The following is a 12,307-nucleotide window of genomic DNA, read 5'->3' on the forward strand; positions in this document are numbered from 1 at the left end:
TGCGGATTGGCCGGTAAATCATCGCAAGGGACTGGTGAAGCCCGACACCGCCAGAGGATTGTCGGTGAGCGCCTGATGATCCGGCGTATCCGGCAAGAGTGCACCTGAGAAAGCTTCGAACATCCGGCGCACGAAGCCTTCCGGCAGGTCCTTGGTAATGAACACCATGCGCGTGCGCCGGTCGTCATCCGGCCAGGCTTCCAGGGTTGCCGGCGGGTGGAACACGTGCTGCACACCGTGGATCACGACCGGACGCTCGGGATCTTCGGCCAGCTGGACAATGCCCTTCACGCGCAGCAGTTTCGGACCGTGTGCGGAACGCAGCAGATCCAGAAACATCTCCAGCGCCGAAGCCGGAACCGGACGGTCGGTCGCCAGGGTGAAGGCGCGAATGGCATCACTGTGCCGGTTCACGTCATGTGCATGGTCGTGATCGTGATGCCCATGGTGGTGGCCATGCCCGTGGTGATGCCCGTCATGACCGTGGCCGTGATGATGGCTGTCTTCATAAGCTTCCGCATTCAGCCAGGCTGCCACATCAGGGATCTTGCTGGTCGGATCGTAAAGTCCCGCATTGAACAGATTAGCCGGCGTCGCGTCACTCGACCGGGCTTCCAGGCGCCTTGCACCGGGATTGAGCTGGTGAAGTCGCTCCTGCAACGCACCGAATGCCGATTGTGCATCTTCGCCATCGAGAAGGTCCGTTTTTGTGAAAACGATCCGATCCGCGACAGCGGCCTGCTTGCGCGCTTCCTCGTGTTCTGCAAGCGTCGAGAGGCCGTTCACGGCATCGACCAGCGTGATCACGCTGTCCAGCCGGTAGCGCATCACCAGATAGGGATGCAGCATCACCGTGTGCAGGATCGGGGCAGGGTCGGCAAGACCCGTCGTCTCGATGATCACGCGGCTGAGTTTTTCCGATTTACCGCTGTCCAGCCGGCGCAGAAGATTCTCAAGCGTCGTCACCAGATCACCGCGGATGGTGCAGCACAGGCAGCCGGAGGCCAGTTCGATGATGCCGTCGCCGGCCTGATCGACAAACAGGTGATCGAGGCCGATCTCGCCAAATTCGTTGATGATGACGGCCGTGTCCGCCATGGCCGGGTCCTTCAGGATCCGGTTGAGCAGCGTTGTTTTACCAGAGCCCAGAAAGCCGGTCAGCACCGACAGCGGAATGGGAGGTTTCGGACCCTTGCTCAGGGGAGACTCGGAAGGTGATGTTGCTGACGCCATGATTCTGCTCCAGATCCCGCAACTGCCGCTCTTGTGAGCAGTTGCGTGGTTCGCAGAGACATAGGCAGAATGGCACGCCAACGCAATCCGGCGGCACGCATCCTTCAAAGGTCGAAAAAGTGAAAGTTGGACTTAACCGGCGTTCAGGACAGGTTCTTCGGCGTCTTCAGCTGCTTCCGCCTTGGCCTGCTCCTTGTCGAGCGCGACAATCTTGCTGTCGGCTTCTTCTTCAGACAGATCCATCGGTGTCAGGTCCTGGACAATGTCGGTCTCTTCAGCTTCGGCTTCTGAACTCGCTTCAGCTTCCAGGTCCACCTCGATATCGAGATCAACGTCCGCGTCCAACATGGCCGCTTCGTCCGTGTCGACCACGAGCCTGACTGCCTCCGCAGCTTTTCGAAGGGTTGCGACAACCTCTTCTACCGAAACGCCATCTTCCAACTGGTTGGCGGAAAGTTCTGCAAGGCTTGCAAGCGCCCGGATAGTGGCGGTTGATCTCGGTTCAATCATATGGCGATCTCTCGCGTTACAAGGTTCGGCACGTCCTATGCCCAAGATGACGCTGCGGGCGTCACCGCGTTTTCATGCCAACCAGGCGGTTTTCATGAAAATGCTTACGACAGTGTTAAGGAGTAGCGTAAACAAACGGTTAATGAGCCCTTTTCCCGGTTCGGATGTTGACGTACTTAAAGACCTGCAACCTTACGGAACAGGTGCCGGAATCGATCGGACCTGATCTTGCCGAAGATGAAAACGCTAAGACTTATTGCTTGCGTGGACTTGGAGCGGGCACGGGGACCGTGAAATCCAGGCCCTGCCGGAAAATCGAACCGGGCGCGGCCGGTGCAGGATCCGTCGCGGCACCGGGACGGGCTGCCGCCGTTTGCGGAATGCCGCCAGCCACACTGGCTTCCGCAGTTTTCTGCAGTTTCTGCCGCATTTCGATCTGCGCCCGGCGCAGCGGGTTTGCCGTAGGCAGGGGCACATCCTCGGCCGGAATGTCAGGCGCGGCAACCGCGACAGCCGTGCCACTGGCCTTCGGTGCACCCGTGGGATTGCCCAGGCTCACCTGGATCGGGCGATAGGCGATCCGGCGCGGGCCCAGGGTCCGATCCAGGATCTTGGCCCAGTCCGGTTTGCCATTGGCCAAGGTGAAACCGGCCTCATCAACCTTCGCGTTGTTTTTCTGGTTGGCCTTGAAGAACAGGAAGCCGCCTTTTTTCTCCGCTTCCATGTCATAACGCGCCATATAGGCCTTGGCGCCCGGGCTCTTGTTGCGCCGGCAATACCCATTGGCCGGAGGATTGCCGGAAGTCCCGCGCAGGCTGGCAATGTTCTGGCCGCCGCGCTTCTTGAAGCCCTGATCGAACATCTGCCGGGCAAACGCAGTCCGTTCCAACCCGGAGCCGGCCCCCAAGATTACGCCAATAAGGGTTTTTCCGCCCCGGGTAACGGACGAAGCAACATTGTAACCGGAGTTGCAGATATAGCCGGTCTTGATCCCATTGGCGCCGGGAACACGCAGCAGAAACTCGCGGTTGGCGGACCGGAGTGTCTTCTTGCCGAACCGGATGCCCGGGTGTTTGTAATAGTCACGGGACTCGGGGAAATCGCGCCGCAACGCCATGGCCAGGATCGCCATGTCGCGCGCGGTCGTCACCATCCGATTGTCCGGCAGACCATGCGGATTGGTGAAATAGGTGTTGGTCATGCCCAACCGTTTGGCTTCCGCATTCATCATCGCAAGGAATGCCTCTTCCGAACCGGCAATCGCTTCGCCCAGGGCAACGGCGACGTCATTGGCCGACTTGATGATGATGATCTTGAGCGCCGTATCGACCGTGAATTTGGTGCCGACCTTGAACCCCATCTTGCTCGGCGGTTCCGACAAGGAATTCTTGGACTGCACCACGGTTGAGTTCAGGGTCGCCCGGCCCTCCCGGATCGCCTTGAAGGTCACATAGGCGGTCATCATCTTGGTCAGCGAGGCAGGATACCATTTTCGGGTGGCGTTCTTCTGATCGATGATGGCGCCCGTCTTCGCATTGATCAGGACATAAGCGCCGATATCCGCTTTCGCCGGTGCCACTGAAGCGAGCAACCCGAACGCACATACTGCGAAAATCATGGATGTCAGGCGGCCGGTCTGGCTTGCAAACACAGGGATCCCTCGCATGTCATCCCGTGGACAGGGAAATGCACAAACAGAAGATACAGCTCTTGCGACTACTTCCCCCTAAAAAACCGGAACATGTCCATCAGGGCAACCCTTTCCTGGAAACAGTCCCGCGCCGATTTATGCGCCAGCTGCATAATTTTTGTGCAACTGCACAGATAGCGTGCCGTTAAGTTCCGAAAAAATCGAGGCTTTTTCCCGCTGATACACGCGAATGCAGGAAGCTTCGGCCTTGGCCCGGCTCTTGCTAAGATTGCCGAGGTCAACTTGCCGCTTGCGTCAAACCCTTTTCCGGGAGCACCCTGACGGCAACACGAACCAAGAGAACGAGAACGTCGGTGCCGGGGAGGCAAACCAGTCATGTATGATGCTGGCACAGCATCCGTTTCCGGCCCGGCTGCGCTGGCGATGCAACGCGTCAACGGTGTTGCGCGTGTCCGTTTCAAGCAATCTGACGGCAAGAGCAGGCTTGCTGATCTTTATCAGCATGGTGCTGCCAAGATCCGGTTTCCGAAAGTCTATGATGCCCCGCCGACAGCTGTTTTGATCAACACGGCCGGCGGATTGACCGGCGGCGACAGGGTGTCGCTCACATTTGAAGCCGACCGGGACACACACGCGATTGTGACCAGTCAGACGGCAGAGCGCGCCTACCGCAGCGCGCATGGCTCCGCAGAAGTGACAGGTGACTTCACGCTTGGCGAAGGCGCCTTCCTCGAATGGCTACCCCAGGAAACGATCCTGTTTGATGCCTCCGGCCTGAAGCGCCGTCTGAGCGCGGATCTGGCGAAGGACGCCCGGCTGATGCTGGTTGAATCGATCGTTCTTGGCCGCAAGGCCATGGGGGAGGCGGTCCGGTCCGTTCTATTCCGGGACAGCTGGCGCATCCGGCGGGACGGCAGGCTGATCTTTGCCGACGACATCCGACTTGAGGGCGATCCGTCCACCGCCCTGTCCGGACCGGCGACAGCATCCGGCGGACTGGCGCTTGCAAGTTTTCTGGATTGCGCCATCGATGCCGAGGACCGGCTGCCTTTGGCCCGGTCCCTTCTTGAAACCGCATCCGACGGCAGCCTCAAAGCGGCCGCCAGTGCCTGGAACGGTTGTCTGACCGCCCGTTTCGTTGCCCCGGACAGTCAAGTCCTGCGCGCAGCCCTCACACGATTTCTGACCGGATACCGCGGCAGCAACCTGCCGCGTGTCTGGTACTGCTGAACACCAAGGAGCTTTCTTCATGAACCTGACGCCCCGCGAGAAGGACAAGTTGCTGATTTCCATGGCGGCCATGGTCGCCCGGCGCCGGCTGGAGCGGGGTGTGAAGCTGAACCACCCGGAAGCCATCGCGCTGATCACCGATTTTGTGGTCGAGGGCGCGCGCGACGGCCGCAGCGTTGCTGACCTGATGGCCGCCGGTGCCAATGTCCTGACCCGTGATCAGGTCATGGAAGGCGTTGCCGAGATGATCCACGATGTTCAGGTCGAAGCGACCTTTCCGGACGGCACCAAGCTTGTCACCGTGCATGAACCAATCCGCTGAGGCGCAAAAGGAGAAACCCATGATCCCCGGAGAATTGTTTCCCGCCGACGGCGAGATTGAACTGAACGCCGGACTGGAAACGGTCACGCTGGATGTCGCCAATACCGGCGACCGCCCGATCCAGGTCGGCAGTCATTACCACTTCTATGAAACCAACGAAGGCCTTTCCTTTGACCGGGACAATGCCCGCGGCATGCGCCTCGACATACCCTCCGGCACCGCTGTGCGCTTCGAGCCGGGCCAGAGCCGCACTGTCACCCTGGTGCCTTACCGCGGCGACGAAACGGTTTTCGGCTTCAACCAGAAAGTCATGGGCAAGCTCTGAAAAGGCAGCTTCTAAGATGTACCGACTGTTACCCGGTTTGATACTGGCGGTCCTGGCTTTCTCCGGCGCGCAGGCGCAGGACGGGCCCGACTGCAACAACGCCATGACGCAACTGGAGATGAACCAGTGCGCCAACATGGATTTTCAGGCGGCCGATGCGGAGCTGAACGCGGTCTACAAGAAGGCCATGGCGAAAATGCGCGACACCGACAGTTACCTACCGGACGACCTGAAAGGCGCCGCCGACACGCTGCGCGAAGCCCAGCGCGCCTGGATCCCCTATCGCGACAAGGCGTGTGAGGCATACGGCTTTCTTGCCAAGGGCGGCTCGATGGAGCCGATGCTCTATTCCAACTGCCTGACCGACCTCACCAATCAGCGGGTGAAGGAACTTCAGGAGCTTGTGGAGGGCCTGGGCAATTGACCTGTTTCCGGACCCTGGCATTTGCTGCGCTTTGCGCAACCAGTGGCGTGCTCGTCCTGGCGGCAAAGTCGTCCGCCCAGGAAAATATCGACTGCGGTTATCCGCTCAACAACAACGAGCGCACCTATTGTGCCGAAAAGGCCCTGAAAGAGGCCGAGGCACGCATGGCAGCCGCTTACGTCAAACTGCACGCACGCGTCGTCGAACTGGACAACGCCCTGCCGGAACATCTCAAGGGAAGCCCGAAGGCACTGGAAGAGGCGCAGGCCGCCTGGACGGATTATGCCGACAAGGACTGCAAGGCCTATGCCTTTCCGTTCATGGGCGGCACCCGCGGGCAGGATCTTTACCGAAATTGCAAGATCGTCCTGACGATGAAACGCACGGAAGACCTGACCGCCACGCTGGAAGATTACGCAGATTAACAAGACAGATTTCTGATCGCCGATTGGAGACACAATGGCTTACAAGATGCCCCGCGCCGCATATGCGGACATGTTTGGCCCCACAACAGGTGACCGCCTGCGCCTTGCCGACACCGACCTGATCATCGAGGTCGAACGGGATTTCACCACCTATGGCGAAGAGGTAAAATTCGGCGGCGGCAAGGTCATCCGCGACGGCATGGGCCAGTCCCAGGCACCGCGCTCGGCCGGCGCCGTCGACACGGTGATCACCAACGCGCTGATCGTCGACCACTGGGGCATCGTCAAGGCCGATGTCGGCCTGAAAGACGGCCGCATCGCCGGGATCGGCAAGGCCGGCAATCCGGACGTGCAGCCGAATGTCGACATCGTTGTCGGGCCGGGCACGGAAGCAATCGCGGGCGAGGGCAAGATCCTCACCGCCGGCGCGCTCGACGTTCATATCCATTTCATCTGTCCCCAGCAGATCGACGACGCGCTGATGTCGGGTGTCACCACCATGCTTGGCGGCGGTACCGGTCCGGCGACGGGCACCAACGCCACGACCTGCACACCAGGCCCCTGGCACATCACGCGCATGCTGCAATCAGCCGACAGTTTCCCGATGAACCTTGCCTTTGCCGGCAAGGGCAACGCGTCCCTGCCGGCAGCACTGGAAGAGCAGATCCTCGCAGGCGCTTCCGCCCTGAAACTGCATGAGGACTGGGGAACGACGCCCGCGGCCATCGATACCTGCCTGGCGGTTGCCGACGAATATGACGTCCAGGTGATGATCCATACCGACACGCTCAATGAAAGCGGCTTTGTCGAGAACACCACGGCAGCTTTCAAGAACCGCACCATCCACGCCTTCCACACGGAAGGCGCCGGCGGCGGCCACGCCCCCGACATCATCAAGGTCTGCGGCGAACTGAACGTGCTGCCGTCCTCGACCAACCCGACCCGGCCCTACACGGTCAACACGCTGGAAGAGCATCTCGACATGCTCATGGTCTGCCACCATCTGGACAATTCGATCCCGGAAGACGTGGCCTTCGCAGAAAGCCGGATCCGCAAGGAAACCATCGCAGCAGAAGACATTCTGCATGACATGGGCGCGTTCTCGATCATCGCCTCGGACAGCCAGGCCATGGGCCGGGTCGGCGAAGTGGTCATCCGCACCTTGCAGACCGCCCACAAGATGAAGGTTCAGCGCGGGCGGCTGCCGGAAGAAACCGGCGAGAACGACAATCTGCGCGTCAGGCGCTACATGGCCAAGTTCACCATCAATCCGGCGATTGCCCATGGGCTGGATGAACATATCGGCTCGGTCGAAATGGGTAAGCTGGCCGACCTGGTGCTCTGGGATCCGAAATTTTTCGGCGTCAAACCCGACATGGTCCTGAAACTCGGCACGATTGCCGCCGCTCCCATGGGCGATCCCAATGCCTCGATCCCGACGCCGCAGCCGGTCCATTACCGGCCGATGTTCGGCGCTTTCGGCAAGGCCATGACCGAAAGCCGGGTCACCTTTGTCTCCCAGGCCGCCTATGACACCGGGGTCAAGGACAAGGCCGGGCTTGCCAGCCTGGTGCTGCCGGTGAAAAACACACGCGGCGGCATCTCCAAGAAATCGATGGTCCTGAACGACGCCACGCCGGAGATCGAGGTCCACCCGGAAACCTACGAAGTCCGCGCCAATGGCGAACTCCTGACCTGCGAACCGGCGGAAGTGCTGCCGATGGCGCAGCGCTACTTCCTGTTCTAGGCTCCGCGCAAAGACAAACAGGGAGTTCAGGACATGTACAAGATCATCGGCTTTCCGCGCACCCGCGCGATGCGCGTGATGTGGCTGCTGGAAGAGCTGGGCGAAACCTATGACGTCGACCCGGCCTTGCCGCAGTCGGACGCCGCGCGGGCCCTCAACCCGAGCGGCAAGGTGCCGATCCTGTTGGAGGGTGACACGGCGATCACAGAATCCGTCGCCATCTGCACCTATCTTGCAGACAAACACGGACGTTTCACCTTTCCGGCCGGCACGCTGGACCGGGCGAAACAGGACAGTTTCACCCAGTTCGGTGTCGATGTTCTGGAAGGGGCCCTCTGGACGGCTGCCAAGAACACCTTCATCAACCCGGAAGACCAGCGTGCGCCGGCGGTCAAGGACGTCTGCCGCTACGAATTCGCCCGCGGGCTTGAAACCCTGGAAGCACGGCTCGGCGACGGGCCCTATGTCATGGGTGAGGCTTTCACGATTGCCGATATCATCATCGGTCACTGCTCCGGTTGGGCGGTTGCCGCCAAGTTCGACCTGCCCAAGGAGGGCCCCGTCTACGACTATTTCAAACGTTTGCGGAACCGGCCCGCTTTCAAGGCCATGATGGCCAGAGTGAACGAGGGTGCATGATCCGGGTTGAAACCATATTGAGAGCCGGAACCTGGCAGGCGGCGGCTGCCGACCGGATCACTCTTGACCGGGAAGATCGCCATCGCCGCCGGGCGGTTCTGACAGGCGAAGGTGGCCTGACCTTTCTGCTGGACGAGCCGTCCGCCGTGCATTTGCACCATGGTGACGGCCTGGAACTGGAAGATGGCCGCATCGTTGAAGTGCTTGCCGAACCGGAAGACCTGGTGGAGATCGGGGCGCGGGACGGAGCCCATCTGGTCCGGATCGCCTGGCACCTGGGCAACCGGCATCTGCCGACCCAGCTGATGGGCGACACACTCCGGATCCGCCGGGATCACGTGATCGAGGACATGGTCAGGAAGCTTGGCGGCACGCTGACACCCCTGACCGCTCCCTTCGATCCGGAAGGCGGCGCCTATGGACACGGTCAGACACATGGCCACGACCACTCCCATGAGCATGGCCATGCTCATGATCATTCCCACGGGCATTCCCACAGCCATGACTGACCAGGCTTCCCTCTCGGCGCTTTATCGGCTGATGACGTTCCTGTCGCCGGGTTTTCCCGTCGGCGCCTTCACCTATAGCCATGGCCTGGAGCAGATGGTTGAGGACGGCAGCGTTGCCGATACCGCCGGACTGACATCCTGGCTGGAGGACCTCTTGCGCCATGGCGGCGCGCGCGGCGATGCGATCCTCCTGAAGGACACCCTCCATGCGGCGCATCTCGGCAACGCAGCCGCCTTGCAGGATTTGCGCGACCTGGGGCTCGCCCTGCAGCCCTCGAAGGAACGGCACCTGGAAACAAGCGCGCAAGGCACCGCCTTTGTCGCAACCATTCAAACCAGCTGGCTGCCAAAGGGCGACACGCCGGCGGCCGGCCTGTGCCGCTCGATGTTTCAAGGCGATGATCAGGATTGGCCGTATCCGGTCGCTGTCGGGCTTGCCTGCGCGGCACATGCTGTCCCCGAAGCCGCCGCACTGACCGCCTATCTACAGGCCTTCACGGCCAATCTGGTCTCCGCTGCCATTCGCACCGTGCCGCTCGGCCAGAATGAAGGTCAGTCCATCCTTGCAAAGCTGGAGCCCGTGATTTTCGAGGTTGTCGAAGAGGCCAGGGCTGCAAGCCTCAACGATCTCGGCAGTTCGACCTTCCTGGCCGATATCGCCTCCATGGCCCATGAAACCCAGTATTCGAGGTTGTTTCGTTCATGACATCCAAAAACGGCCCCTTGCGCGTCGGTATCGGTGGCCCGGTCGGCGCCGGCAAAACCACGCTGACCGATCGCCTGTGCAAGGCCATGCGGGACAGCTTTTCGCTCGCGGTGATCACCAATGACATCTACACGAGCGAGGACGCGGAAGCTCTGATGCGCTCCCAGGCACTGACCAGCGACCGCATTCGGGGCGTTGAAACCGGCGGCTGCCCGCACACCGCCATCCGCGAGGATGCCTCCATCAATCTGGCCGCGGTGGCAGACCTCACCAGATCGATCCCGGACCTGGACCTGATCCTGATCGAATCCGGTGGCGACAACCTGGCGGCAACCTTTTCGCCGGAACTGGCCGACCTGACACTTTATCTGATTGATGTTGCCGCGGGCGAGGAAATCCCGCGCAAGGGTGGCCCGGGCATCACCCGGTCCGACCTTCTGATCATCAACAAGACGGACTTGGCCCCGCATGTCGGCGCCGATCTTGAGGTCATGGATCGGGACGCCACGAAGATGCGCAAGCAAAGACCATTTGTCTTTGCCAACATGAAAGCGGGCGAGGGCATCGAATCCGTGGTAGAGTTCATCGTCCAAAAGGGTGGGCTGAACGGATAGATCTCAAGTAGTTGCTTCAATGATTGCTGGTAAACAGGACGCCTGCGCGCATAACAACGCGCTTTGGTGTGATGCGGTTCTGAAAGCCGCGGGGGCCAAAACCGAATTTCTGAGCGGCTTCTGGATCGCACGGGAGAAATCCCTGCCGCTTTATCCGAACATCGTCACCTACTCCGGAAAGCCCGGGGCCGATCTCAACGCAGCGCTCGCCTCCCTGCCGAAGGAAACGGCCGTCAAGGACAGCTACGGCAATCTCGACCTTGGCCCCATGGGCTTCAAGAAGCTGTTTTCCGGCACCTGGCTGTTCCGGCCTCCGCAGTCCTCCAAAAAACCGCCGCTTCAATCCGACTGGCACAAGGCCAAGCATCCCGAGGCCCTGAAAAAATGGCTGGCCGGATGGAACTCCAACGAGAGCCTGCACAGCGTGTTCTCACCGAAGCTGCTCGACCTCGGTGCCATTGATTTTGCCAGTGTCGCCAAGGACGAAACCATCCGGGCCGGGGCGGTCTTCAACCGCGGACCGAAGCTGGATGGCAAGGAAGTTGTCGGCCTGTCCAACCTGTTCTGTCGTCGAAGCTGGCGCTACAGCGCCATGCACGACCTGCTGGAACCCTTTGCCCAGATGCCGGTCTGCACCTATGAAACCGACGACGAACTCCTGCCGGTCTATCACCAGCTCGGGTTCGAGGATTGCGGTCAGCTTGCCGTCTGGCTGAAGGCCTGACGCCGCTTGGCAAACAATGAACCCGTTGCGAAATTTGGCTGAGCGTCACCTGTATGAAAACGATCAACGTAGGTGCAGCCCTATCAGGGAATTGCAGGCAAGCCCTCTTCAAAATTGCTTCCACAGCAAGTCTACCGATCCATTTTGCTGCAACCCGGGAAAGCCGGACCGCAAGGGTAATCTTTCTGGATTCATCCAAGCTAACCGACTGGCCGGGGCTGGTCGAAACAATCGGCTCGAAACTTGATTTCCAGAACACCAGTGCCAGAGGATACGATTTTGGGCTCGACGCCTTTCTCGATTGCCTGCGGGATGCAATCGACGGATCTCCGGATGGACTGATATTGGTGTTTCGAAACGCCGATCAGGTTTTGAGACGTGATCGAAAATATCGGTTCTCCCAGTTGATTTCTGTCTTTGAAGACTCCGCTCGTTATTCGTCTCAATTGATTCAGGACGGAGAATGGTGGGATCGCGGTCCGGTCTATTTCAGAGTGATCTTTGAAACCTCAGGCAAATTGCCATTGCCGCAAATCGCGTTTGCTTGAGTTCGCTCTTCAAGAAAGCAAACGCTTTGAAAAACGCAATGTCCGCCTAGTCGCACAACTCATTTGGTAGACAGTTCCGCCTTGATCTTTGCCTCAAATCCACTCACCTTACCCCCTTAAAAATGCGGAGGGATGAGCCATGATGTTTGACGGTGTGAACCTGGTTGCGGTGGCGGCGGCCGCCATTGCTTCCTTCGTCTTCGGGTCCGTCTGGTACGGTCTTCTCGGCAAGGCCTGGATGCGCGCAGCCAGCCTGACAGAAGCACAGACACGGCCCGACCCGGTGACGCTCGGCCTTGCCTTTTTCTGTCAGCTCGTCATGGCTTTCGTCTTTGCCGGCATCATCTACCACACCAGCGAGACCAATATCCGCGCCGGCATCATCTCGGCCCTGATGATCTGGATCGGCGTTGTCATGACCACGCAGATCATCAATCACCGGTTTCAGGGCAAACCCTGGTCGCTGACGTTCATCGATGGCGGTCATTGGCTGGGCGTCTTTGTGGTACAGGGCATCGTGATCGGCTGGCTTAGCTGACGCAAACGTAATTCCCTACGTATTTGAACGCATTAGACCAAGGAATCGGCGACTAAAGCACTAACGTTCGGTTCTGGACGCTAAGGGGGCCCGTAAGCATAATGGCCCCCGGCAAACAGGCCGCGGCACAATCCCTATCTGCCGCTGGTCCCATTGTTGTTT

At 60.0% G+C, this 12,307-nt stretch carries 16 protein-coding genes; 13 read left to right on the plus strand and 3 right to left on the minus strand.

Going from position 1 to position 12,307, the window contains the following annotated elements; genetic code table 11:
* Window positions 1–18: 18 nt before the first annotated feature.
* The 3 genes from ACO6TG_RS14690 to ACO6TG_RS14700 form a co-directional block, all read right to left on the minus strand.
* The gene (locus tag ACO6TG_RS14690; protein ID WP_422373887.1) at window positions 19–1,233 is read right to left on the minus strand and encodes a CobW family GTP-binding protein; all 1,215 of its coding nucleotides are present in this window, start codon (window positions 1,231–1,233) and stop codon (window positions 19–21) included.
* A 132-nt stretch (window positions 1,234–1,365) separates the two neighbouring features.
* Complete coding sequence (locus ACO6TG_RS14695) at window positions 1,366–1,743, minus strand: hypothetical protein (RefSeq protein WP_422373888.1); 378 nt, start codon at window positions 1,741–1,743, stop codon at window positions 1,366–1,368.
* A 253-nt stretch (window positions 1,744–1,996) separates the two neighbouring features.
* Window positions 1,997–3,322: a D-alanyl-D-alanine carboxypeptidase family protein gene (locus ACO6TG_RS14700; protein WP_422373889.1), complete on the minus strand. Its 1,326-nt coding sequence runs from the start codon at window positions 3,320–3,322 to the stop codon at window positions 1,997–1,999.
* Window positions 3,323–3,769: 447 nt separating this feature from the next.
* Here ACO6TG_RS14700 and ACO6TG_RS14705 point away from each other — a divergent pair, with 447 nt between their 5' ends.
* The 13 genes from ACO6TG_RS14705 (at window position 3,770) to ACO6TG_RS14765 (ending at window position 12,145) form a co-directional block, all read left to right on the plus strand.
* Window positions 3,770–4,624, plus strand: a complete 855-nt coding sequence (locus ACO6TG_RS14705; RefSeq protein WP_422373890.1) for an urease accessory protein UreD — start codon at window positions 3,770–3,772, stop codon at window positions 4,622–4,624.
* A gap of 19 nt (window positions 4,625–4,643) precedes the next feature.
* Complete coding sequence (locus ACO6TG_RS14710; protein WP_422373891.1) at window positions 4,644–4,946, plus strand: urease subunit gamma; 303 nt, start codon at window positions 4,644–4,646, stop codon at window positions 4,944–4,946.
* A 19-nt stretch (window positions 4,947–4,965) separates the two neighbouring features.
* The gene (locus ACO6TG_RS14715; RefSeq protein ID WP_422373892.1) at window positions 4,966–5,271 is read left to right on the plus strand and encodes an urease subunit beta; all 306 of its coding nucleotides are present in this window, start codon (window positions 4,966–4,968) and stop codon (window positions 5,269–5,271) included.
* 16 nt (window positions 5,272–5,287) lie between these two features.
* Entirely contained in the window at window positions 5,288–5,695 is a 408-nt protein-coding gene (locus ACO6TG_RS14720; RefSeq protein WP_422373893.1) for a lysozyme inhibitor LprI family protein, read from the plus strand.
* Window positions 5,692–6,120 (plus strand): lysozyme inhibitor LprI family protein, encoded by a 429-nt coding sequence (locus tag ACO6TG_RS14725; protein ID WP_422373894.1) that lies wholly within the window; start codon window positions 5,692–5,694, stop codon window positions 6,118–6,120. Before ACO6TG_RS14720 ends, ACO6TG_RS14725 begins: the two co-directional genes overlap by 4 nt.
* A gap of 34 nt (window positions 6,121–6,154) precedes the next feature.
* Window positions 6,155–7,867: an urease subunit alpha gene (gene ureC / locus ACO6TG_RS14730; RefSeq protein WP_422373895.1), complete on the plus strand. Its 1,713-nt coding sequence runs from the start codon at window positions 6,155–6,157 to the stop codon at window positions 7,865–7,867.
* 33 nt (window positions 7,868–7,900) lie between these two features.
* Window positions 7,901–8,506 carry a glutathione S-transferase family protein gene (locus ACO6TG_RS14735; RefSeq protein WP_422373896.1) on the plus strand — a complete coding sequence of 202 codons (606 nt, stop codon included), beginning with the start codon at window positions 7,901–7,903 and terminating at the stop codon, window positions 8,504–8,506.
* A complete protein-coding gene (locus tag ACO6TG_RS14740) occupies window positions 8,503–9,015 on the plus strand; it encodes an urease accessory protein UreE (protein ID WP_422373897.1) in 513 nt (170 codons plus the stop codon). Before ACO6TG_RS14735 ends, ACO6TG_RS14740 begins: the two co-directional genes overlap by 4 nt.
* Window positions 8,942–9,721: an urease accessory protein UreF gene (locus ACO6TG_RS14745; RefSeq protein ID WP_422373898.1), complete on the plus strand. Its 780-nt coding sequence runs from the start codon at window positions 8,942–8,944 to the stop codon at window positions 9,719–9,721. The genes ACO6TG_RS14740 and ACO6TG_RS14745 overlap by 74 nt, the downstream gene beginning before the upstream one ends.
* Window positions 9,718–10,335 (plus strand): urease accessory protein UreG, encoded by a 618-nt coding sequence (gene ureG / locus ACO6TG_RS14750; protein ID WP_422373899.1) that lies wholly within the window; start codon window positions 9,718–9,720, stop codon window positions 10,333–10,335. Before ACO6TG_RS14745 ends, ureG begins: the two co-directional genes overlap by 4 nt.
* A 19-nt stretch (window positions 10,336–10,354) precedes the next feature.
* Window positions 10,355–11,059, plus strand: coding sequence for a hypothetical protein (locus ACO6TG_RS14755; protein ID WP_422373900.1), 705 nt, complete (start codon window positions 10,355–10,357; stop codon window positions 11,057–11,059).
* Between the two features lie 53 nt (window positions 11,060–11,112).
* Window positions 11,113–11,607 (plus strand): barstar family protein, encoded by a 495-nt coding sequence (locus tag ACO6TG_RS14760; RefSeq protein ID WP_422373901.1) that lies wholly within the window; start codon window positions 11,113–11,115, stop codon window positions 11,605–11,607.
* 139 nt (window positions 11,608–11,746) lie between these two features.
* A complete protein-coding gene (locus ACO6TG_RS14765; protein WP_422373902.1) occupies window positions 11,747–12,145 on the plus strand; it encodes a DUF1761 domain-containing protein in 399 nt (132 codons plus the stop codon).
* The last annotated feature ends 162 nt before the right edge of the window (window positions 12,146–12,307 follow it).

Origin of the sequence: Roseibium sp. (genome assembly GCF_965233565.1) — a bacterium.
In the GTDB taxonomy this organism is placed as follows: domain Bacteria; phylum Pseudomonadota; class Alphaproteobacteria; order Rhizobiales; family Stappiaceae; genus Roseibium.

Excerpts from the sequence above, each read along its gene's own strand:
- ACO6TG_RS14690 (WP_422373887.1), bottom strand. The coding sequence starts at position 1,233 with ATGGCGTCAGCAACATCACCTTCCGAGTCTCCCCTGAGCAAGGGTCCG.
- ACO6TG_RS14695 (WP_422373888.1), bottom strand. The coding sequence starts at position 1,743 with ATGATTGAACCGAGATCAACCGCCACTATCCGGGCGCTTGCAAGCCTT.
- ACO6TG_RS14705 (WP_422373890.1), top strand. The coding sequence starts at position 3,770 with ATGTATGATGCTGGCACAGCATCCGTTTCCGGCCCGGCTGCGCTGGCG.
- ACO6TG_RS14710 (WP_422373891.1), top strand. The coding sequence starts at position 4,644 with ATGAACCTGACGCCCCGCGAGAAGGACAAGTTGCTGATTTCCATGGCG.
- ACO6TG_RS14715 (WP_422373892.1), top strand. The coding sequence starts at position 4,966 with ATGATCCCCGGAGAATTGTTTCCCGCCGACGGCGAGATTGAACTGAAC.
- ACO6TG_RS14720 (WP_422373893.1), top strand. The coding sequence starts at position 5,288 with ATGTACCGACTGTTACCCGGTTTGATACTGGCGGTCCTGGCTTTCTCC.
- ureC (WP_422373895.1), top strand. The coding sequence starts at position 6,155 with ATGGCTTACAAGATGCCCCGCGCCGCATATGCGGACATGTTTGGCCCC.
- ACO6TG_RS14735 (WP_422373896.1), top strand. The coding sequence starts at position 7,901 with ATGTACAAGATCATCGGCTTTCCGCGCACCCGCGCGATGCGCGTGATG.
- ACO6TG_RS14740 (WP_422373897.1), top strand. The coding sequence starts at position 8,503 with ATGATCCGGGTTGAAACCATATTGAGAGCCGGAACCTGGCAGGCGGCG.
- ACO6TG_RS14745 (WP_422373898.1), top strand. The coding sequence starts at position 8,942 with ATGGCCACGACCACTCCCATGAGCATGGCCATGCTCATGATCATTCCC.
- ureG (WP_422373899.1), top strand. The coding sequence starts at position 9,718 with ATGACATCCAAAAACGGCCCCTTGCGCGTCGGTATCGGTGGCCCGGTC.
- ACO6TG_RS14755 (WP_422373900.1), top strand. The coding sequence starts at position 10,355 with ATGATTGCTGGTAAACAGGACGCCTGCGCGCATAACAACGCGCTTTGG.
- ACO6TG_RS14760 (WP_422373901.1), top strand. The coding sequence starts at position 11,113 with ATGAAAACGATCAACGTAGGTGCAGCCCTATCAGGGAATTGCAGGCAA.
- ACO6TG_RS14765 (WP_422373902.1), top strand. The coding sequence starts at position 11,747 with ATGATGTTTGACGGTGTGAACCTGGTTGCGGTGGCGGCGGCCGCCATT.